This is a genomic window from Paenibacillus suaedae (assembly GCF_032337355.1).
GTDB lineage: Bacteria > Bacillota > Bacilli > Paenibacillales > Paenibacillaceae > Paenibacillus_B > Paenibacillus_B suaedae.
Genome location: NZ_JAVYAA010000002.1, coordinates 84,734 through 104,709, shown reverse-complemented (window position 1 = coordinate 104,709; position 19,976 = coordinate 84,734). Strand labels below are relative to the sequence as shown.

The following is a 19,976-nucleotide window of genomic DNA, read 5'->3' as shown; positions in this document are numbered from 1 at the left end:
GCTAATTCTATTTCAAGAGGCGCAATACCAATAGACAAGCAAATAACGGCAGACAATGAGGTGCATGACACATGAATGGAAAAATTGTAATAGTCGACGATGAACCTATTACAAGAATGGATATTCGTGAGATGCTCGAAGAGGCGGACTACAATGTAGTAGGCGAAGCTTCCGATGGATTTGAAGCCATCGAATTATGTAAGAAGCATCTGCCTGACCTCGTCATCATGGATGTTCAAATGCCCATCCTCGATGGGCTCAAGGCTAGTAAACGAATCTTATCAGAGCAGCTGGCAGGAGGGATTATTCTCTTGACCGCCTTCAGCGACAAGCAAACAATCGAGAAAGCCTCGGCTGTCGGTGCGCTTGGCTATCTGGTAAAGCCGCTTGATGAAAAGTCGTTCATTCCCATGGTGGAAGTGACCATTGCCAAAGGCAAGGAGATACGCAAGCTGGAGCAGAATCTATCGAAGCTGACGCAGAAGATGGAAGAGCGCAAAGCAGTGGAGAAGGCGAAAGGGATCTTGATGAAGGAAAATGGCTATACCGAAGAGGAAGCCTATCAAACCCTGCGCAAATTAAGTATGGATAGACGATGTCCGATGATGGAAATCGCAACCACGATCGTCATGTCCTATGATTGATTTCAAAGAACGAATCAAGCAGCTGTGCAGACTCCATACGGGGTTGTCTGAAGCGGATATGGCATGGATATGCGAAATTGCAGAGTCTTTTGAACATACCGAGGTACAAGACGATGTGTTCATTGATGTACTGTCCAGTGTATCGAACGAGGCTATCGTCGTATATCATCGCCGTCCGAGCGAACGACAGTCCTTGTATGAGCGGCCAGTTACGGGAGAGAAGGCGCTGCGCGAGAATGAGCCTGGCGTTCTGAGAACACTGGAGACTGGCATTATGTCGCAAGGTCTTGTCGCCAACACACAGGAGAATCATCTTGTTCGGCAGACGGTATATCCGATGAAAAATCAAGATGGCGTCATTGCGGTCGTCATTTATGAAAAAGATGTGAGTGACAATATTCAAGCTCACTTCAATATGGCGGGAGCGCCGTATGAAGATGGCGAGATGTCTTCTATGCTGACGGCTATGCTTCGCTTCAAGGATTCGCTTATCAATCAGTTGGAGGACGCTGTTCTCGTGTTCGACAAGCATGGATTTTTGAAGCTCAAAAATAAGCAGGCAGATGCGTATTATAGACAGCTTGGTTATTTAGAGGATATACAGGGCTTGCATTATGACAATTTGTCGCTCGATCAGACGATGTTCTCCGAGGTTATGAAGCAGCATTCATCTTCGCCGTGTTGTCCATTGACGACAGATGTGAAGGCTGCGGGCCGTTACTTCCAAGTAAAGCGGCTATTTATTGAGGAGAAGGATCTGTGCGTAGGCGTCATTCTGCACGATGTAACCGAAATTAAGGACAAGGAAGCAGAGATTATCTCGAAGTCGGTAGCCATTCGTGAAATTCACCACCGGGTGAAAAATAATTTGCAGACGGTGGCGTCCCTGCTGCGCATTCAAGGCCGACAATGCAAGAGCCCCGAGGCTAAGAAATGTCTGGATGACAGTGTCAGCCGGGTATTGGCAATTGCGGCAACTCATGAATTGCTATCAACGGAAATCGATGCTCAGGTAGATCTGCTCGATGTCATACGACTCATAGCATCGAACATTGAGCGCTGCTTCGTCCATTGCCATGCTGTCGGTGTGAACATCTCTTCAACGGACAGTATTTGCTTAGATAGTGATCGTACCGTAGATATCGCGTTGATTGTAAGTGAGCTGCTGCACAATAGCTATGAGCATGCGTTCGAGGATTGTGCATCTGGTGAAATCACGATCACGGCGCAAGTTGAAGGAGGTCTTGTTACCGTTGTTGTTGCAGACAACGGAACAGGATTCGTGGTAGAAGAAGCCTCTCGCAAGAGCTTAGGGCTGTCGATTGTTCGCAGCTATGTGAAGGATAAGCTGAAAGGGAAGCTCACGATTGCATCAAGTGATAAAGGCACAGCTGTTACATTTACGTTCAAAAAATAAATATTCGAACTACAAGGGCGTAGTTTTAGAAGCAAAGAGGCTTAAAGTCAACCATATCCGGTATGAATCGGAAGTGGTGCTTTAAGCCTTTTTTTGTTCGAATGGTGTTGTTCGAATGTTACCACAATGCGATTCAGGAACTATGCCCAGTGGAGTTAGAAGGAAATCAATCGGTGGGGGTGAGGAAAGTGGAAGAACAATTGCTGAGTGTAGGCATCGATATGGGGACTTCTACGACACAGATTGTGTTATCGAAGCTACACATTCAGAACATGGCATCTTCCTTCACAGTGCCGCGATTGGTCATTACGGACAAAGAAGTTGTATATCGAAGCGATATTTGCTTCACGCCTGTAATGGAGGACAATCGCATCGATATGCAGCAGATTCAGGTGTTTATTGAAGAGCAGTATGCGAAGGCTGGCATTCGCAAGGAAGATATTCAGACAGGCGCCGTCATTATTACGGGGGAAACAGCTCGCAAAGACAATGCCAACGAAGCGGTTCTGTCGCTAAGCGGTTTCGCTGGAGATTTCGTAGTTGCGACGGCTGGCCCGGATCTGGAGAGCATTATCGCTGCGAAAGGTGCAGGTGCCCATACGTATTCCAAGGAGCATTCGACTTCCATCGTCAATATCGATATTGGCGGAGGTACGAGCAATCTGGCGCTATTCGCTAGCGGCGATCTCATCGATACAGGCTGCCTTGATATCGGTGGACGACTCATTAAGGTGGATCAAGCCACACATAAAGTGACGTACATTGCACCGAAAATTAAGCAGTTGGCAGAGCGGAGAGGCATTAAGCTCACACTCGGTCAGCAAGTTACTCCAGCCGACTTGGAGCCGATTATCGGAGAGATGGTCAAGCTGCTCGAAGAGAGTGTTGGCCTAAGGCAGACTGGCGACTTCTATAACACGATTATTACGAATAAAGGGATCAAGCTGGATCGTTCGATTCCGTGCATTTCTTTCTCAGGCGGCGTCGCGGACTACATTTATGAAGAGGCGACGGGCGATGTGTTCCAGTACGGTGACATCGGCATCTTGCTCGGCCGTGCCATCGCAGCGTCTCCGCTTACGACGCAAATGACAGTAGCCCGATCGGCTGAGACCATCCGAGCAACCGTAGTTGGAGCAGGGTCTCATACGACGGAAATTAGCGGCAGCACGATTACGTACACGGAAGAGAGCTTCCCGATTAAGAATATTCCGATTCTGAAGCTTGCTGCGGCAGATGAGTCGGGAAGCAGTGAGACGCTAGCGCAGGCGATTGCCGACAAGCTGAATTGGTTCAAGCTGAACAACGATCTGCAGCGGGTTGCGATCGCATTGGAAGGGAAGAAGAGCCCCAGCTTCCAAGAGGTTCAGAAATATGCGCAAGGGCTGTATCAAGGCATGTCCGAGCTGCTGGAGCGGGATTATCCCCTCATCGTGATCGTCCATCACGACATGGCGAAAGTGCTGGGACAGACGCTGTACGCCCTGCTTGACTACAAGAAGGATGTTGTCTGCATCGATAGTGTTGTGGTTGACAACGGCGACTATATCGATATCGGCAAGCCGATTGCGAATGGCAAGGTGCTGCCAGTCGTCATTAAAACCCTCGTATTTCATTAGAGGAGATTATTAAGACAAATTGATATTGAGTTGGAAGGAGGAGCTTTTGTGATTTTAAAAACGAAACTGTTTGGCCGCGTGTATCAGTTCAGCAGCCTTATGGAAGTTATGGCAAAAGCAAACGAGGAAAAATCAGGGGATACACTGGCTGGGCTGGGTGCTACTTCGTCCGAAGAGCGTGTAGCTGCGAAGGTAGTACTCTCCCAAATTAAGCTGTCTGATCTGCGCAACAATCCAGCCGTTCCTTACGAGGTAGATGAGGTTACCCGCATTATCCAAGATGGGGTTAATGAGCGCATTTACAGTGAAATTCAAAACTGGACGGTTGAAGAGCTGCGGGAGTGGATCTTGAATGAGAACACGACCGAAGCTGACATTAAACGCGTATCGCGCGGGTTGACAGCCGAAATGATTGCAGCGGTTGCGAAGATTATGTCCAACCTTGACCTGATGTACGGTGCGAAGAAGATTCGCATTGAGGCTACTGCCAATACGACGATTGGCCGTGCAGGTACGTTGTCCGCACGTTTGCAGCCGAATCACCCGACAGATGATCCGGATGGAATCATGGCTTCCCTTATGGAAGGCTTGACCTTCGGTATCGGGGACGCTGTACTTGGTCTCAATCCAGTTGACGACTCTGTTGAGAGTGTAACGCGTGTATTGAAGCGATTCGAGGAGTTCCGTCAGAAGTGGGAGATTCCAACGCAAACTTGCGTTTTGGCTCACGTTACCACGCAAATGGAAGCGGTGAAGCGCGGCGCACCGACAGGACTTATCTTCCAATCGATCGCCGGCTCTCAAAAAGGGAATGAAGCATTCGGCTTCAATGCCGACACGATTGCGGAAGCGCAGCAGCTTGTCTTGCAGCACGGGCAAGTAGCAGGGCCAGACGTCATGTACTTTGAAACAGGGCAAGGCTCGGAGTTGTCTTCCGAAGCGCATCACGGCATTGACCAAGTGACGATGGAAGCGCGTTGCTACGGTTTTGCGAAGAAATACAATCCGTTCCTAGTCAATACTGTTGTTGGATTTATCGGGCCTGAGTATCTGTACGATGCGAAGCAAGTCGTTCGCGCCGGCTTGGAAGATCACTTCATGGGTAAGCTGACAGGCGTCTCCATGGGTTGTGATGCTTGTTACACGAACCATATGAAGGCTGACCAGAATGACTTGGAGAACTTGGCTGTGCTCTTATCTACAGCAGGTTGTAACTTCTTCATGGGCATCCCGCATGGCGATGATGTCATGCTTAACTATCAGACAACGGGCTATCATGAAACCGCGACACTGCGTGAATTGCTTGGCTTGCGTCCAATCCGCGAGTTCGAACAATGGATGGAGAAGATGGGCTTCATTGAAAATGGCAAGTTGACGAAAAAAGCCGGAGACGCATCCGTGTTTCTTAAGTAGGGAAAGGAGGAAGCTCACATGAACGAAAAAGATCTAAAATCGATGATTGAGTCGATATTGAACGAAATGGTAGGAAACGAGACGGTGCCGGCTGCAGAAGCAGTGAAGGAAGTCGTCACGAAGGCAGTGGAAGTGACTGCTCCGCAAGAGGGAAAAACGGAGTTTGCCGTAGGTGGGCTGGTACAAGCCACCATGCCTGCAGAAGAGCAACTGGACGATGGCGAATGTCTGGATGATATTACAGATATCGATCTGCGCAAGCTGCTGCTTGTACCGGATCCAGAGGACCGCGAAGGCTACTTGAAAATGAAAGAAAAAACACCTGCACGCCTTGGCGTATGGCGTGCAGGCCCACGATACAAGACAATTACGTCGCTGCGCTTCCGTGCTGACCATGCTGCAGCACAAGATGCCGTGTTCTCCTACGTGTCTGAGGACTTCGTGAAGGAAATGAATCTTGTGCCGATTGCGACAAAATGTCGGGACAAGGATGAATATATTACGCGCCCTGACTTGGGACGCCAATTCTCTGATGAAACGATTGCGACGATTAAACAGCGTACGACCAATCAGGCGAAAGTTCAGATTATGGTTGGCGATGGCTTAAGTTCCGCCGCGATTGAAGCCAATTTGCGCGACATCATTCCATCCATCACACAAGGTCTGAAGATGTATGGTTACGAAGTCGGCAATATCTTGTTTGTTAAGCATTGCCGCGTTCCTTCCATGGATGTCATTGGCGATGTAACAGAAGCGGATGTCGTGTGTCTGCTCGTTGGCGAACGTCCAGGATTGGTTACCGCTGAATCAATGAGTGCCTACATCGCTTATAAGCCGACGGTAGGTATGCCTGAAGCGAGACGCACGGTTATCTCCAACATTCACTCAGGCGGTACGCCTGCAGTTGAAGCCGGCGCGCATATTGCAGAGCTGATCAAGACGATGATTGACCGCAAAGCATCAGGTATTGATTTGAAACTGTAGCGTTCATTCCAATGTCGTTCAATAATCACGACAAGTTGAACACGCAATTTATAAGCTATCGCAAGGAGGAAGGCACGTATGAGAAACGAACCGATTCATGCAACGGTGCTCGGCATGAAGCTCATTTCCAACGTAAGCCTGGATATGGCAAGCAAGCTGGAGCTGAAGCCGCACCATAAGAGCTTAGGTATTATTACTGCTGACATTGACGATGTCACGTACGTGGCATTGGATGAAGCGACAAAAGCAGCAGCCGTTGATGTTGTCTATGCAAAAAGCATGTATGCCGGATCGGCCAATGCTTCAACGAAGCTGGCAGGCGAGGTCATTGGTATTCTGGCAGGACCCAATCCAGAAGAAGTGCGCAGCGGCATGAGCGCCGTTGCGGATTTCATCGAGAGCGGAGCGCATTTCGTGAGTGCAAATGAAGATAACAGCATTACGTATTTCGCTCACTGTGTATCCCGTACAGGAACGCACTTATCCGAGACAGCAGGCATCAAGGAAGGAGAAGCGATCGCTTACTTAATCGCTCCTCCACTTGAAGCAATGTATGCACTTGATGCAGCACTGAAGGCCGCAGATGTGACAATTGCCGCTTTCTTCGGACCACCTTCAGAAACGAACTTCGGTGGTGCATTGCTTACGGGCAGTCAATCGGCCTGCAAGGCAGCATGCGATGCGTTCGCAGACGCTGTTCAATTCGTCGCAGACAATCCGACGAGTTATTAAGGTAACGGGCGATGAGAAATAGTGCATTAGGATTGGTTGAAGTTAGGGGATATCTCGGAGCAGTCGCTGCCGCAGATGCCGCTTTAAAGGCAGCAAGCGTTACTTGCATCGGTGTTGAGATCATCAATGGTGGATTGGTAACGGTGAAGCTCGATGGTGATGTCGGAGCTGTACAAGCTGCCGTTGACGCGGGAGCAGAGCTGGCCAAGCAGCTGGATGTACTTGTCACTCGTCATGTGATTGCTCGCATGCATGAAGAGACAGCAGCAATGGTTGCGACTCCGGATACTCCTGATGATGAAGGGGACAATCACTGTCAGGTGCAAGAGAGCGACAGCACGAGTCAAAATAAACAAGGCGAGGCGGAACTCGTATCTGAGATTGCGGCTGAACATGAAGCTGTGACAGATACGAATGAAGCTAAGGATGTTGCAAATAAGTTCGCTGCAACGAGCATCAACGAAGCTGACGAGAAGAATTTCAGAAGCGAAAAGCATGATGCTTCGGAAGGAGTTTCGAAGTCGGTCAAGCTAGAGTCGACCGAAGGAAACATCAATGCAGCTGCTGCAACTGGCCAGGAACGCATCTCTGGAATCACGGATTCCGTTATCGCAATACAAGCAGATGAAGCCCCTGCAGCTGAGGACGCTAATGATAAGGTAGAAACTGTTACTAAGTCTGAACAAGTAGCTGCTCCGAAGGTTTCGCAAGCGAAAGCAGAATCAACTGCTGCTAAGGCTAGCAACAGTACTGTTGAAGGTAAGACAAACGCTGGCATAACGAAAACCGCTCATCCTTCGAATTCTGCGGGTTTGAATACGTCAACTGTTGGCGACAAGCAGAAGCAAGCTAGTACCGGTAATGGCGGCGCTGCACGCGTAAAGCCAGTGTCTTCACCAGCCGCGAAACGGAGCAAAAGCACAAAAAAAGCAAGTTCGTAAAAAATGGAGTAGAGAGAAGGAATATTGATGGAAACATTGGATAAAGACCTACGATCCATTCAAGAAGTCCGTGATCTGATCAAGAAAGCGAAAGAAGCACAAGCCAAGCTTGCCGTCATGACGCAGGAGCAGATTAACGCAATCGTCAAGGCAGTAGCGGATGCTGGCTACAAGCATCGCGAGAAGCTCGCGAAGATGGCAAATGAGGAAACTGGCTTCGGCCGTTGGCAGGATAAAATCATCAAGAACTCATTTGCTTCGAAGCACGTGTATGCATCGATCAAGGACATGAAGACAGTTGGCGTGTTGAAGGATGACAAGGCACACAAGGTGATGGAGGTAGCGGTTCCAGTCGGCGTTATTGCGGGTCTGATTCCGTCTACGAATCCAACATCGACAGTTATCTACAAGGCGCTCATCGCGTTGAAAGCTGGGAACAGCATTGTGTTCTCTCCACATCCGAACGCGCTCAAGAGCATTTTGGAAACAGTGAAGGACATCAGCGAGGCAGCTGTGCAAGCAGGTTGTCCGGAAGGTGCCATCGGCGTCATGACCGTTCCTACGATCCAAGGTACGGATCAATTGATGAAGCACAAAGATGTTGCCTTGATTCTTGCAACTGGTGGAACAGCGATGGTCAAAGCCGCTTATTCCTCCGGTACGCCGGCAATCGGGGTTGGTCCGGGCAACGGCCCTGCCTTCATTGAGAAGAGTGCGAACATCCCGCTTGCAGTCAAGCGCATCATGGATTCCAAAACGTTCGACAACGGCACAATCTGTGCATCCGAACAATCCGTTGTTGTGGAAGCATGCAGTAAGGATGCGGTAATTGCGGAATTTAAAAAGCAGGGGGCTTACTTCCTTTCGAAGGAAGAGGCAGCACAGCTTGGCAAGTTCATTATGCGTGCCAATGGCACTATGAATCCGCAAATCGTCGGACGCAGTGTGGAACATATCGCGAAGCTGGCGAACCTGAGCATTCCAGCAGATGCACGCGTGCTGATCGCAGAAGAGACACAAGTTGGACCGAAGGTTCCATACTCTCGCGAGAAGCTGGCTCCGATTCTTGCCTTCTACACAGAAGACAACTGGGAAGCGGCATGCGAGCGCTGCATCGAGATTCTGCATGGCGAGGGTGCAGGCCACACGATGGTCATTCACTCCGAAAATGAAGAGATCATTCGCGAGTTCGCATTGAAGAAGCCAGTATCCCGCTTGCTTGTGAACACACCGGGTACACTTGGCGGTATCGGCGCAACAACAGCAATTGCACCGGCGCTTACGCTGGGATGCGGTGCCGTTGGCGGCAGCTCGACATCCGACAACATCAGCCCACTTAACCTGCTCAATATCCGCAGAGTCGCTTATGGACTTCGCGAGATGGAAGATTTGATGGAGCAGGAGCAGCCTGTGGCTCAGCAAGATAAATTGGCAAGCCTTAATTTAGGAGACAAAGAAGAGCTGATCGGCATGATCGTCGCTCGTATTCTCGAAAAACTGTAAGTTGATAGATTCATGAGGATTCCTATTTATTTGTTTCACAACAATGGTAACTCAACACTTTATATACAATTAATTCTAATTTATTGACTACTAGGAGGAATTTTATTATGGCAAACGCAAACGCATTGGGAATGGTAGAAACGAAAGGTTTGGTAGGCGCAATCGAAGCAGCAGACGCAATGGTAAAAGCGGCTAACGTTACATTGATCGGCAAAGAGCAAATCGGTGCAGGTCTCGTAACTGTAATGGTTCGCGGCGACGTAGGTGCAGTTAAAGCAGCTACAGATGCAGGTGCAGCAGCAGCAGAACGTGTTGGCGAATTGTTGTCCGTACACGTAATTCCAAGACCACATTCCGAAGTGGACGCAATCTTGCCTAAGACAAAAACAGTAGAGTAATTCAGATTCCGGACGAGTTTTATTGAAAGAGATGAAGCAGGATGCAGGCGTTAAGCTCGGCATCCTGCAACTCATCTATCGTGATGAATCGGCTTGTTCAAGCCGAGATGATTGGCGTTAACGATATGGATTTGAACAACACGCATTCGCACGAGAAGGATGTGAGAACATGGCTCTGATTACGGAAAGCGAACTCCGCAAGCATTTTCGAAACCAGAATTTGAAGGATGTTGCCGTATATGAGACGGCGGCAGGTACAATTCTAACGCCGTCGGCCAAGAGCTTCTTGACCGATCACCAGATCGAACTCCGATATGTGACGGCTCCTGAACTTGGGGCGAATACGGCCACGGTGGAGGCACCGTCGGCGACTAAGGAAGTTAAACTGCAGATTACGAAAAACCTGGATGTCGAACCTGCGACAGAAGGCAAGAAGCGGTTTCGCACGCTGTATGGCGGTTTTTTGGAAACGAAGCCGGAGCATATGACCCATTTATATGGCAATATGCTTGTATTCAAGGATCATCCACGGATCCTCTTCCGCGGGAAGTTGGATTCACTAGAAACAAAATTATTAGAAGCGCAAATTAGCTGCTTCAAGTTGAACATGACCAAGCTGGTCGATGATTTGGAAGAAATCCTGCAATTCGTACGGCGAGTCGTGCGATGCGAGGTACTGAGTGAGAGCATTGAAGAGTTTCATTTGCTTGGGATGACAGCGAAGGAACTTCGAGAGCAATCTCATTTTCCTAAGAAGTACTTTGGATTGGAACATTTTCAACCCAGCTATGAAATGGGCGAAGCGGTTGTTGTTATAAATGCGTTGCGCACATTGACAAGGGAGACGGAACTGTTGGCTTATCAGGCCTTCAAGAAGGAGCATGGCGAAGCAGATCGCGAAGATATTATCCGTTCGCTGAACCGTTTGTCCTCCTTGTTCTGGATTATCATGTTCCGCATCCGTGTTGGACACTACGATAAATGAGGTGAAAAGGTGGATAACCAACTGGTAGAAAGCATTATTAACGAAGTGGTGAAACGTGTGCAGAATGAAGCCTGCTTCGAGGTGGAAGCATCCGGCAAGCATGTGCATTTGAACCGGGAAGCGATCGATGCGTTGTTCGGTGAAGGCTATCAATTGACGAAGGCGAAGGAGTTGTCCCAGCCTGGGCAATATGCCTGTAAAGAACGCGTTACACTGATCGGTCCGAAGGGCTCACTGCATAACGTAGTCGTGCTCGGCCCTGAGCGCAAGGAATCTCAAGTTGAGGTATCACTGACAGATTCTGTTGTGCTTGGTGTGTCTGTACCTGTAAAAGAAAGCGGCAAGCTGGAAGGAACTCCGGGCATCGTGATTGCTTCTGGCAGTAACATGATTCGATTGGAAAAAGGACTCATCGCTGCACAGCGTCATATTCATGTGAAAGCTGAGGATGCTGAGAAGTTCAACGTGAAAAATGGCGAGATCGTACAGGTGAAAGTGTTTGGCAAGCGCCCGCTTATTTTTGACGATGTGCTTGTACGCGTCAGCTCCAACTATGAGACTTACATGCATATCGACTATGATGAGGCAAATGCATGCGGCTTTGCAAAAGGGACGAAGGGCATAATTGTAAAGCAGAGCATCTAGGTTTAGGAGTGTGAAAAAATGAACATAGAAGCTCAAGACCGAGCTGCAATCATTGAAGCCGTAGCAGCAGAGGTAATCAAAAGACTAGGGCAACAGGACAAGAAAGAACCGGCTGCAGCGAGAAAGCAAGCGGTTCTTCTATCCATGGAAGCGGTACCGGAATTGGAGAGCGTACTAAATTCGCATGTTGACGTTCGTTATTATGATGAGACGCTCAGAGATTGTGATGTACTCATTATTCCGCAGTTATGTATTCAGCTGTTAGCCAATCTCGCTAACGGCATAAGTGCAGGCCCGCGTGAACGTTTTGTCTTGACGATGCTGCTTAAGGGACGAGAGGTTATCGCACTCGAAGAAGGGTTGCAGTATCGCAAATACAAGTCGACGGCACCTGTACTCTTGTACAAGATGTATGACGAGTTTGCGGCAAAGCTTAGTGCTTACGGCATTCGGCTGGTAAAAGAGCAGGATCTTCCTGCAGCCTGCCTAGAGAATGGCAATGTCTCTGGAAAACTGCAAGCTGGACAACAGCCAGTGGCTGCACAGGAAGATACTCGGGTTGAATCCGTAGTAGGTGACCCAGCGTCCCACGCGCTAGTGTTGAATCGCAAGGTTATTACGGAAGCGGAATTGAAGAAGCATCGTCTGCATAACGGAAAAGAAATTGTCATTGATCGGCACAGCATCATTACACCGCTCGCGCAAGACTACTTGCGGATGCAGAAGATGCAGGTGCACAGAAGATAACGGCGGGGTGAAGCTATGATCGTGGGACAAGTTACGGGCAGCCTATGGGCGACCCGCAAGGACAACAAACTGAATGGTCTGACCTTCCTGGTGGTCAAGCCGTTATCGAATCATGATGAACCCGTTCAGCGTGATTACTTCGTCGCTGCGGATAATGCAGGAGCGGGCATCGGTGATACTGTGCTCGTGACAACGGGAAGCGCAGCCCGTGCATCATTCACGAACTCAGACATACCGGTCGACGCGGTTATTGTCGGCATTGTCGATTCCATCGAGGTATCTCATGACTAGTGCAATCGGTGTGATTGAACTGCGCAGCATTAGCAAAGGCTATGAGACGGCTGACCGCATGCTGAAGACTTCTCCCGTCAGCGTGCATCATATGAAGCCGATCTGTCCGGGGAAGTTCCTCATTATGATGAGCGGAGACACGGCAGATGTTCAGGCTGCGATGGAAGCAGCCCGAGCGGAAGCAAGTGATTTCCGTATTAGCGATTTCGAGCTGCACGGTGTTCATTCCGAAATCGTCGAGGGGCTGAAACGCAGCAACGCTTCACTACCTGTGGATGCGCTTGGAATTGTGGAGACTTCTACAGTGTCTTCCGGTATTTATGCACTGAATGAAGCACTGAAGCAAAGTGACATTCACGTGAAGAAAATGAATCTCGGCATGGCTATCGGCGGCAAGTTCCTCGCCGTATTCACGGGTAGTGTGAGCGATGTCGAGCAGGGGATGAAGGTGTTCGTATCCTCCATGGATCAAAAGCGGATTATTCATTATTCCGTGATACCTTCTCCATCCGAAGAACTCAAACAACACTTCCGATAGGTAGTTTAAAAAGTTCGCTTTTGATCTTAGGTAAGAATGGAGGAGCACGTTCGTGGAGATTAATGAAATCATCATATACGGCATGGTTATCTTCATGATTCTCGGTGCGCTCGACAAGTGCATCGGGTATAAATTCGGATTGGGTCACCAGTTCGATGAGGGTATTATGGCAATGGGGTCGCTCACACTAGCCATGGTGGGGATTATCTCTCTGTCCCCAGTATTGGCCAAGGTGCTAAGTCCGGTGGTCGTACCGCTGTACAGTGCGCTCGGAGCAGATCCGGCAATGTTTGCAACGACGCTGTTAGCCAACGATATGGGCGGGTTCTCACTCGCACAAGAATTGGCACAGACGCCGGAAGCGGGATTGTTCGCGGGTACGATTCTAGGCGCCATGCTCGGGCCAACAATCGTATTCATTATTCCAGTCGCACTTGGCATTATTAAGAAGGAAGACCAGAAGTACTTGGCAACCGGCGTATTGGCTGGTATAGTTACCATTCCTCTTGGTTGCTTAATCGGGGGATTGGTGGCAGGTTACTCGATTTCAATGATTTTGACCAACCTAGTTCCAATCATCCTGTTCGCAGTGCTGATTGTGTTAGGCTTATGGAAATTCCCGAATGGAATGATTAAGGGCTTCACGATCTTCGGTCAGTTCATCGTCATTGTTGCGACGCTTGGACTTGCGGTTGGTATCACGCAGCAATTGACCGATATTACAATCATTCCGGGACTTGCACCGATTGAAGAAGGAATTAAGATCGTTGGCGATATCTCCATTGTATTGGCTGGTGCTTTTGCGATGGTATTCGTCATTACGAAGGTATTCAACAAGCCGCTTATGAAGCTGGGCAAAATGCTCGGTATGAACGAGATTGCTGCAGCAGGCTTGGTAGCAACGCTTGCTAACGTCATCCCGATGTTCGGCATGATGAAGGATATGGATGTGCGCGGTAAGGTCATCAACGTTGCATTCGCTGTCTCTGCCGCATTCGTATTCGGCGATCACCTCGGCTTTACGGCTGGGGTTGCGAAGGAAATGATATTCCCAATGATCGTCGGCAAGCTTGTCGGTGGTATTACAGCGATTATCGTCGCTATGTTCTTGGCCAAAAAATTGGCACCCGAACCGGAGCAGAAGGAAGAGCTTCCGGAATCGGTTTAATGAATGGTATGGGAACTCTATCTCTCTATTTTATGTATATGGGCATGATATAAATTGTTTTGAACTCTTCTTTAGGTGTAATGCCTAAGAAGGGTTCTTTTTTTGATATTGGTTAGGGAAATAACTAACTCGGAGCCATACAATGTGGACAGTGGTGTGTCGGAAAGTGAACGTAGTCGGGTGCATGAATGAACGCTCATGCACCCGAAATTAAGGATATTTAGTTGTTTCTCATGACATCAATCAATCTTTTTGTCCAGCTAAAGTCTGTTTTCGTAATTGAATTATCTCCGTATACTTTGCCATCTCTATCGATGGCATAGATAAACATTCCGCCCTTTGGGCCATCTTTCGGCTGCCAAGTGGCATATTTGTAAGCTCTACTTGTTTCAAATGGTTCCTGTGCATCACCCCAGTTTGCACCTAATTCTTCTTGAAAAGATATTCCCGGAAGAAATTGATCAGGGGAGATCGTATTTTTATAAGTTGCCCATGTAGTATCGAGTCTACTAGGGGTTCTGCCATAAGCTTGAAGGAACAAATAGTCACAAAATGGAGCTACTTTTTTGAATAGGCTGTGATTGTCTTTGTTTGTATCATAGATAAGCAGTTTGCCGCTATTCGATACTGGCCCTAAGCGTTTAGACAGAGCTTCAAAAGTACCAAATGCTTTTGTTTCTTTTTCTTGGGTTAACGTTTCTTCCATATCAATATCTAAGCCATCTAAATTGTAGGGAGTTACGTATTTATCAATTAAGGATTGCGCGTAATCATCATATTCTTTGGAGGTGGGCGTTTTACCCATACTAGGGACGTTATAAAGCTCCCTGATATCTATCGTGCGTATCACTTTGGTTTGACGTTCGTGCAAGGTAGGCACATATGTATCACGAAGTGTGTCCCAAAATAATTGTTCATCTGTACCCGGGTTAACATAGTGAAAGACGGAAACGATATCGACTTCTTCAGGAATATCTGTCATCGCTGTCACATTAGGGTCTGGAAGAGTTGAATTTGCATCGTGTGGCATGGTTACGTCACGCCATGTTCTGTAGTATGCCATCATTACAGGAGATTTTTGACCTTTGGTCAATTCATTTGTTAAAGAAGTTGAAGGACTAGCTGAAACAACTGAGCCACTCACTAAAGATAAAATTAAAACGGCTGACAAGAGCAACAACATGGATGTCTTTTTCATAAAAGATAACTCCCTTTCTTAGATGATAATTTACCACAACAAAGTAAGCGGTTACATTTCAGAGGAAATCACGTCTTCAGCGCTGTCCTTCATTCCATAAATTCAAAACCTCCCCAAAGAAGTATTCACGCATTATGTTTTGACTCTCGATTTGCGTAAATTCCTGAATTTGCAAAAGTTGAGTCATTACTATTATCGTACAGAATTACAAAAAAGTGAATAGGACTAATAGTGTAATAAAAATAATATTATCAAACGGATGTTGAAGTGATTATCCAGACTTTTGAAGGTGCTTTTCTGTTTTTGATATTCATGACAAATTTATCGTCTCCATTATTGGGGCGCTAAGAGCGGACATGTGTAACAAACAAGGATAAACATGAAGACAATGCATTACCTCCAAATAAAATGTATGGTATTTGCAATAAACAATTTTTGTATTTATAATTTTTATATAAAACGACTAGGATAGGTTTGGAGGATGATTTTATGGCGCTTCATAAGTGGGCATATATTTATTTATCTCCAGGATTTAGTCCAGAAGAAAATACTATCACCACTGGAAACCAGCATTGTATTTTTATTGCTGTTGGAATCGATTTTAATGACAAAGAGCGGGTAATACCAATTGCGAAGCAACTTGTCAAAGAGGGAGTACAAATGATCGAGCTATGTGGAGGATTTGGACCTATATGGATTGCAAAAGTAAGTGAAGCCATAGATAATGCAGTTCCAGTAGGAAGTGTGGCATATGGACCTGAAGCACGCCAACCTATGCTTGATTTACTCGCACCAGATGGTTTGAAAACAGATTAATATAGTAAATTGTGATGTAGAATCACTAAATAATTAATTTCTCAAAAATATGTTCAATCTGAAGAATCCATTTGGAATATTGGATTCTTCTTTTTATAATGTTTTTGAATGATAATGAATTAAACTGATGCTCAAGTAAGCTTTAACGAAGAAGGGTGATAAATTTTATGTTTTACACAATAAATGATGTGAAAAAAATGTATGGAATATCAGCATCCACATTACGTTTTTATGAAAAGGAGGGTATTCTGCCCAAAATAAATCGAGATAGAAGCGGACGAAGAGTATATGAGGAAAAAGAATTAGAATGGTTGCAGTTAGTAATTGCATTAAAAGATACTGGAATGGCTTTGGAGACAATAAAAGAATACATTGCTATGGTTTATGAAGGTGACAAAACCTTAGAAGAAAGAAGAAAAATCCTGTTAGAACATAAACAAAGTGTTGAAAAAAAATTAACTTTAACGTTGGAGCACCTTGAAAAAATAAACAAAAAAATAACAGTTTATGATGTGTTGGTTCTTAAGAAGAATCCAAAGGATCTTTTTATTTAATGTTTCTCTTGACTTAAAGTTTACTTCAACTTGTATAGTTAGAGTAACTTATGAATGAAGAAGTCTTTTACCAGTCAGCTAACTGGGATCAGTCAGTTTAATGAGAAAAAGATCCACTGCTTAAACGACTCAATATTAAGGGGTTTTATACATGAATAAAATTATCGCTATTACTGGTGCTTCATCAGGTATTGGTCTAGCTACTGCCAATTTATTTGCTGATAATGGGTGGACGGTTTATGCAGGTACACGTAACGTTCAACGTGATCAGGAGAAACATGGAAACCGAGCAAATCTTCACTTTCTTGAAATGGAAGTTACGAAACCTGAATCATTGGAAAGAGCTTTTGCAACGATCGAGAACAATCACGGTCATTTGGATGTACTTTTTGCTAATGCAGGATTCGGTTATTTACGGCCCCTAGGGCAAGCAACATTTGAGGAAATCAAAAGCATTTTTGATACAAATGTCTATGGGGTAATGCATACCATTCGGGCTGGTCTCTCCCTCTTATGCAAAGCTGAGTCCGGGCATGTTATAGCAACAACAAGTGTTGGAGGATTAGTCGGTCAACCCTTAAACGAAATATATTGTGCGAGCAAATTTGCAGTCGAAGGTTTGTTAGAGAGTTTAGCCACTTACTACAAGCCTACATTTAACATCGATGTTACTCTGCTCGAACCAGGCGCGATAGCGACCAATTTCAATAACACGGTACTCTCGCATATAGAACAAACTGGAGGTATTAAAGAAGATGAATACAAACCAGTTTTTGAAAGGTATATAAGCACGTTCTCCAAACGGAATTCCGTTCCACAGCGTCCGGAGTCTGTGGCTGAAGTTATGCTGAATTTGGTAAACATGGAGACGAAGCCAATGCGCATTCGTACATCCGAGCAAGCAGACGCTTTTGTGCGATTTAAAGTGCAGCAAGATCCTACTGGTCTTGACAGCATGCTAAATATTCGAAAAGTACAATTGAATTTGTAAAGCCATAAGAGAAGAGGAGCGGTAGTTAATAGTACTTCACTATTTTCCGTGTAATCCAGTGTAACTCAAATATAAAGATAGTTTATCAGCGTGAAATGAGAAAAAACATAGTCATTGGAAAATGGAATAGGAATTGCCCTTCGGATGGAGCTTAATGAGAGCGTATCCCAAACTTATGCATTATAATAAACTCGACAAGGGCGGACACTTTGCAGCCTGGGAACAGCCGGAACTTTTCATTTCAGAACTCCGAGTGGCATTCAAGTCGCTACGTTAACCGGATTCAAGTCGAATTCGACTCTACGGATGGTAGTTTAAGCATGCCAATCTATTGCTTCTTTTTCAAGGTTCTTCACGAACGAATCCTTCCCGTCCATATAAGCTTCGATGTCATCAGGGTATTGTCGCGCTAGTCTTTCTTTTAAGCTGCCATATTGTGATGCTACCTCGGGGTGTGTTCGCAAAAAATCTCTTACTGCCAAATGGCGCTGAATATCTTCTATGTTATCCATCTGAAACGCATGCACGTGGTGGGTTCGATGATCTCCGCCCTTTCTGAAATACCGTCTTCCTTCCATGCCGAACTCGCCCATGCATTCGTAACCAAGTTCCTTCATTTGCTCATTAAAAGAATCGATTCTGGTGATGTCCTTTACAACTGGCATCATATCGATAATCGGTTTGGCTTGTAGCCCGGGTACTGAAGTGCTGCCGATATGATGGATGTCGATCAACTCATCTCCGAATATCGCTTTTATTTTTTGTGCTTCATCCTCGAACATACGATTCCAGTCTTCATTATATTTCGTTACGATTACGTTCATTGTTACTGATCTCCTCCTTCGAACCTGTACGTTATGTTGATCTTACTAGCGATCTATTCCTGTAGATATATAATAGGGGGGACGGCTACTGGGTTGCTGGAATTTCCCGAATCGCAAGGCATCTTGATCAACGCTTCGCTTAAGTTGACTTCTATATTTTAATGTGGATTAACATGAAAAAATAAATGCCCGATTTTCGGCGGAACTATTTTTCGGAAACGTTATAATCATAACAGTGTTTCGCAATGGCTTCAAAGAATTCAAAACCGTTTTAAAAGGAGGAGCAGAATGATACCGACCGACAGGAAACTCGTGTATTACCAGGCGCTTATCGATAAAAAGTCCGAGTATGAAGGCATTTTCTATGTCGGAGTGAAGACAACCAGTGTGTTTTGCCGACCTACATGTCCGGCAAGGAAACCCAAATTTGAAAATTGTGAATTTTATGAGACAGCCAAGGAAGCCCTTCTGGCATCATTCCGACCCTGCCAGCGCTGCCGTCCGCTATCCCATCCGAGCCATGTCTCGGAGCTGGTTCGTAAACTAGTCAACGCGGTGGAAGAAAACCCGGAACACCGCTGGACGGACGAAGACTTCCGAAAATTATCCGTGGATGCTTCAACTGCGCGCCGCCAGTTCAAGAAGAGGTTCGGAATGACTTTTGTTGAATATGCGAGATCTCGGCGAATGGGAATAGCCTTGAAGCATATCCGGGCAGGCAGCACGGTCATAGAAGCGCAGTTGTCCGCAGGTTATGAATCCGGCAGCGGCTTCAGGGATGCGTTTTCGCGCATTATGGGTACAGCACCTGCCGGGCTGGGCAATCAACAGATTTTAAAGGCATCGTGGTTGGATACGCGTCTTGGTCCGATGATCGCAATCGCTGATGAACAAGCGCTATATTTACTCGAATTTATAGACCGCAGAGGATTGGAGCGAGAGATTGAACGCCTGAGAAGGAAGACAAAATCCGTGGTCATTCCGGGCAGCACAGCGCCGATCAATTCGATTGAAAGGGAACTCAGAGATTATTTCGAAGGTAAGTTAACAGAATTCAAAACGCCAGTGAAATTGCTTGGATCGCCTTTTCAGAAGAAGGTGTGGGAACAATTGCGGCAAATTCCTCCGGGTAAGGCGACTTCGTATGCCGACATTGCCTCGGCGATTGGAAAGCCAAGTGCTTATCGTGCCGTAGCCCAAGCAAATGGAGCCAACCAGATGGCGATTGTGATTCCATGTCACCGTGTTATCAACTCGAACGGCGACTTGGGCGGTTATGGAGGAGGTATATCTCGGAAACAATGGCTGCTTGACCATGAGAAGAATGGGAGCGTGGAGGAGGACATAAGATGATGAAGATCAAGCAGTCGGGCAAGTGGTCCATTTTACTCGTGGTTACACTCGTGTCATTTATTACGAATCTAGATGCTACGATTGTGGTTAACGGTCTCCCTCCACTCATGGAAGAACTGCATCTTTCGATTGGAACGGGAATGTGGACGATCACCTCGTTCTACATTACTAGTACAGTATTCCTCCTTCCTTCTGGCCGATGATCCGATATGTTC

The 19,976-nt window shown here is 46.6% G+C and carries 23 protein-coding genes; 21 read left to right on the top strand and 2 right to left on the bottom strand.

Features of this window, described 5'->3' with window-relative positions; all coding sequences use genetic code 11:
• Nucleotides 1–71 precede the first annotated feature (71 nt).
• From RQP50_RS08575 to eutH, 16 genes are all read left to right on the top strand, one after another.
• Complete coding sequence (locus RQP50_RS08575) at nucleotides 72–644, top strand: ANTAR domain-containing response regulator (RefSeq protein WP_021252537.1); 573 nt, start codon at nucleotides 72–74, stop codon at nucleotides 642–644.
• Nucleotides 637–2,061, top strand: coding sequence for a sensor histidine kinase (locus RQP50_RS08570; RefSeq protein ID WP_315744799.1), 1,425 nt, complete (start codon nucleotides 637–639; stop codon nucleotides 2,059–2,061). The genes RQP50_RS08575 and RQP50_RS08570 overlap by 8 nt, the downstream gene beginning before the upstream one ends.
• Nucleotides 2,062–2,249: 188 nt before the next feature.
• Nucleotides 2,250–3,680 carry an ethanolamine ammonia-lyase reactivating factor EutA gene (gene eutA, locus RQP50_RS08565; protein ID WP_315744797.1) on the top strand — a complete coding sequence of 477 codons (1,431 nt, stop codon included), beginning with the start codon at nucleotides 2,250–2,252 and terminating at the stop codon, nucleotides 3,678–3,680.
• Between the two features lie 48 nt (nucleotides 3,681–3,728).
• Nucleotides 3,729–5,093 (top strand): ethanolamine ammonia-lyase subunit EutB, encoded by a 1,365-nt coding sequence (locus tag RQP50_RS08560; RefSeq protein ID WP_021252534.1) that lies wholly within the window; start codon nucleotides 3,729–3,731, stop codon nucleotides 5,091–5,093.
• Nucleotides 5,094–5,111: 18 nt separating this feature from the next.
• Nucleotides 5,112–6,077: an ethanolamine ammonia-lyase subunit EutC gene (gene eutC / locus RQP50_RS08555; RefSeq protein WP_028531609.1), complete on the top strand. Its 966-nt coding sequence runs from the start codon at nucleotides 5,112–5,114 to the stop codon at nucleotides 6,075–6,077.
• A 78-nt stretch (nucleotides 6,078–6,155) separates the two neighbouring features.
• On the top strand, nucleotides 6,156–6,809 hold the full coding sequence (gene eutL / locus RQP50_RS08550; protein ID WP_021252532.1) for an ethanolamine utilization microcompartment protein EutL: 654 nt from the start codon (nucleotides 6,156–6,158) through the stop codon (nucleotides 6,807–6,809).
• Between the two features lie 11 nt (nucleotides 6,810–6,820).
• Nucleotides 6,821–7,750: a BMC domain-containing protein gene (locus tag RQP50_RS08545; protein WP_315744794.1), complete on the top strand. Its 930-nt coding sequence runs from the start codon at nucleotides 6,821–6,823 to the stop codon at nucleotides 7,748–7,750.
• Between the two features lie 27 nt (nucleotides 7,751–7,777).
• Nucleotides 7,778–9,253, top strand: a complete 1,476-nt coding sequence (locus RQP50_RS08540) for an acetaldehyde dehydrogenase (acetylating) (protein WP_072731102.1) — start codon at nucleotides 7,778–7,780, stop codon at nucleotides 9,251–9,253.
• A 107-nt stretch (nucleotides 9,254–9,360) separates the two neighbouring features.
• Nucleotides 9,361–9,651 (top strand): BMC domain-containing protein, encoded by a 291-nt coding sequence (locus RQP50_RS08535; RefSeq protein WP_005549798.1) that lies wholly within the window; start codon nucleotides 9,361–9,363, stop codon nucleotides 9,649–9,651.
• Between the two features lie 41 nt (nucleotides 9,652–9,692).
• Nucleotides 9,693–9,830 (top strand): hypothetical protein, encoded by a 138-nt coding sequence (locus RQP50_RS08530; protein ID WP_315744789.1) that lies wholly within the window; start codon nucleotides 9,693–9,695, stop codon nucleotides 9,828–9,830.
• A complete protein-coding gene (locus tag RQP50_RS08525; protein ID WP_142544427.1) occupies nucleotides 9,821–10,636 on the top strand; it encodes a cobalamin adenosyltransferase in 816 nt (271 codons plus the stop codon). The genes RQP50_RS08530 and RQP50_RS08525 overlap by 10 nt, the downstream gene beginning before the upstream one ends.
• 9 nt (nucleotides 10,637–10,645) lie before the next feature.
• Nucleotides 10,646–11,281, top strand: a complete 636-nt coding sequence (eutD, locus tag RQP50_RS08520; RefSeq protein WP_021252527.1) for an ethanolamine utilization phosphate acetyltransferase EutD — start codon at nucleotides 10,646–10,648, stop codon at nucleotides 11,279–11,281.
• Nucleotides 11,282–11,299: 18 nt separating this feature from the next.
• Nucleotides 11,300–12,028 (top strand): ethanolamine utilization protein, encoded by a 729-nt coding sequence (locus RQP50_RS08515; RefSeq protein WP_315744784.1) that lies wholly within the window; start codon nucleotides 11,300–11,302, stop codon nucleotides 12,026–12,028.
• Between the two features lie 15 nt (nucleotides 12,029–12,043).
• A complete protein-coding gene (locus RQP50_RS08510) occupies nucleotides 12,044–12,319 on the top strand; it encodes a EutN/CcmL family microcompartment protein (protein WP_021252525.1) in 276 nt (91 codons plus the stop codon).
• Nucleotides 12,312–12,857: a BMC domain-containing protein gene (locus RQP50_RS08505; protein WP_021252524.1), complete on the top strand. Its 546-nt coding sequence runs from the start codon at nucleotides 12,312–12,314 to the stop codon at nucleotides 12,855–12,857. The genes RQP50_RS08510 and RQP50_RS08505 overlap by 8 nt, the downstream gene beginning before the upstream one ends.
• Before the next feature lie 52 nt (nucleotides 12,858–12,909).
• Nucleotides 12,910–14,025 (top strand): ethanolamine utilization protein EutH, encoded by a 1,116-nt coding sequence (gene eutH / locus RQP50_RS08500; protein ID WP_315744781.1) that lies wholly within the window; start codon nucleotides 12,910–12,912, stop codon nucleotides 14,023–14,025.
• Nucleotides 14,026–14,245: 220 nt separating this feature from the next.
• On the opposite strand, the gene RQP50_RS08495 is transcribed toward eutH, so the two are convergent.
• A complete protein-coding gene (locus RQP50_RS08495) occupies nucleotides 14,246–15,223 on the bottom strand; it encodes an endo-beta-N-acetylglucosaminidase family protein (RefSeq protein ID WP_315744779.1) in 978 nt (325 codons plus the stop codon).
• 489 nt (nucleotides 15,224–15,712) lie between these two features.
• Between RQP50_RS08495 and RQP50_RS08490 the strand changes: the two genes are divergently transcribed.
• The 3 genes from RQP50_RS08490 (at nucleotide 15,713) to RQP50_RS08480 (ending at nucleotide 17,584) form a co-directional block, all read left to right on the top strand.
• Nucleotides 15,713–16,039: a DUF6506 family protein gene (locus tag RQP50_RS08490; protein WP_315744777.1), complete on the top strand. Its 327-nt coding sequence runs from the start codon at nucleotides 15,713–15,715 to the stop codon at nucleotides 16,037–16,039.
• Between the two features lie 167 nt (nucleotides 16,040–16,206).
• Nucleotides 16,207–16,593, top strand: coding sequence for a MerR family transcriptional regulator (locus RQP50_RS08485; protein WP_021257957.1), 387 nt, complete (start codon nucleotides 16,207–16,209; stop codon nucleotides 16,591–16,593).
• A gap of 151 nt (nucleotides 16,594–16,744) precedes the next feature.
• On the top strand, nucleotides 16,745–17,584 hold the full coding sequence (locus RQP50_RS08480; protein ID WP_315744775.1) for an SDR family oxidoreductase: 840 nt from the start codon (nucleotides 16,745–16,747) through the stop codon (nucleotides 17,582–17,584).
• Between the two features lie 314 nt (nucleotides 17,585–17,898).
• On the opposite strand, the gene RQP50_RS08475 is transcribed toward RQP50_RS08480, so the two are convergent.
• Nucleotides 17,899–18,408, bottom strand: coding sequence for a GrpB family protein (locus RQP50_RS08475; RefSeq protein ID WP_315744773.1), 510 nt, complete (start codon nucleotides 18,406–18,408; stop codon nucleotides 17,899–17,901).
• A gap of 288 nt (nucleotides 18,409–18,696) precedes the next feature.
• Between RQP50_RS08475 and RQP50_RS08470 the strand changes: the two genes are divergently transcribed.
• Together RQP50_RS08470 and RQP50_RS08465 are read left to right on the top strand one after the other, a co-directional pair.
• The gene (locus RQP50_RS08470) at nucleotides 18,697–19,761 is read left to right on the top strand and encodes a bifunctional transcriptional activator/DNA repair enzyme AdaA (protein ID WP_315744771.1); all 1,065 of its coding nucleotides are present in this window, start codon (nucleotides 18,697–18,699) and stop codon (nucleotides 19,759–19,761) included.
• Nucleotides 19,758–19,964: a hypothetical protein gene (locus RQP50_RS08465; protein ID WP_315744769.1), complete on the top strand. Its 207-nt coding sequence runs from the start codon at nucleotides 19,758–19,760 to the stop codon at nucleotides 19,962–19,964. Before RQP50_RS08470 ends, RQP50_RS08465 begins: the two co-directional genes overlap by 4 nt.
• The last annotated feature ends 12 nt before the right edge of the window (nucleotides 19,965–19,976 follow it).

Excerpts from the sequence above, each read along its gene's own strand:
- RQP50_RS08575 (WP_021252537.1), top strand. The coding sequence starts at position 72 with ATGAATGGAAAAATTGTAATAGTCGACGATGAACCTATTACAAGAATG.
- RQP50_RS08570 (WP_315744799.1), top strand. The coding sequence starts at position 637 with ATGATTGATTTCAAAGAACGAATCAAGCAGCTGTGCAGACTCCATACG.
- eutC (WP_028531609.1), top strand. The coding sequence starts at position 5,112 with ATGAACGAAAAAGATCTAAAATCGATGATTGAGTCGATATTGAACGAA.
- eutL (WP_021252532.1), top strand. The coding sequence starts at position 6,156 with ATGAGAAACGAACCGATTCATGCAACGGTGCTCGGCATGAAGCTCATT.
- RQP50_RS08545 (WP_315744794.1), top strand. The coding sequence starts at position 6,821 with ATGAGAAATAGTGCATTAGGATTGGTTGAAGTTAGGGGATATCTCGGA.
- RQP50_RS08540 (WP_072731102.1), top strand. The coding sequence starts at position 7,778 with ATGGAAACATTGGATAAAGACCTACGATCCATTCAAGAAGTCCGTGAT.
- RQP50_RS08535 (WP_005549798.1), top strand. The coding sequence starts at position 9,361 with ATGGCAAACGCAAACGCATTGGGAATGGTAGAAACGAAAGGTTTGGTA.
- RQP50_RS08530 (WP_315744789.1), top strand. The coding sequence starts at position 9,693 with ATGCAGGCGTTAAGCTCGGCATCCTGCAACTCATCTATCGTGATGAAT.
- RQP50_RS08525 (WP_142544427.1), top strand. The coding sequence starts at position 9,821 with ATGGCTCTGATTACGGAAAGCGAACTCCGCAAGCATTTTCGAAACCAG.
- RQP50_RS08515 (WP_315744784.1), top strand. The coding sequence starts at position 11,300 with ATGAACATAGAAGCTCAAGACCGAGCTGCAATCATTGAAGCCGTAGCA.
- RQP50_RS08510 (WP_021252525.1), top strand. The coding sequence starts at position 12,044 with ATGATCGTGGGACAAGTTACGGGCAGCCTATGGGCGACCCGCAAGGAC.
- RQP50_RS08505 (WP_021252524.1), top strand. The coding sequence starts at position 12,312 with ATGACTAGTGCAATCGGTGTGATTGAACTGCGCAGCATTAGCAAAGGC.
- RQP50_RS08495 (WP_315744779.1), bottom strand. The coding sequence starts at position 15,223 with ATGAAAAAGACATCCATGTTGTTGCTCTTGTCAGCCGTTTTAATTTTA.
- RQP50_RS08490 (WP_315744777.1), top strand. The coding sequence starts at position 15,713 with ATGGCGCTTCATAAGTGGGCATATATTTATTTATCTCCAGGATTTAGT.
- RQP50_RS08485 (WP_021257957.1), top strand. The coding sequence starts at position 16,207 with ATGTTTTACACAATAAATGATGTGAAAAAAATGTATGGAATATCAGCA.
- RQP50_RS08480 (WP_315744775.1), top strand. The coding sequence starts at position 16,745 with ATGAATAAAATTATCGCTATTACTGGTGCTTCATCAGGTATTGGTCTA.
- RQP50_RS08475 (WP_315744773.1), bottom strand. The coding sequence starts at position 18,408 with ATGAACGTAATCGTAACGAAATATAATGAAGACTGGAATCGTATGTTC.
- RQP50_RS08470 (WP_315744771.1), top strand. The coding sequence starts at position 18,697 with ATGATACCGACCGACAGGAAACTCGTGTATTACCAGGCGCTTATCGAT.
- RQP50_RS08465 (WP_315744769.1), top strand. The coding sequence starts at position 19,758 with ATGATGAAGATCAAGCAGTCGGGCAAGTGGTCCATTTTACTCGTGGTT.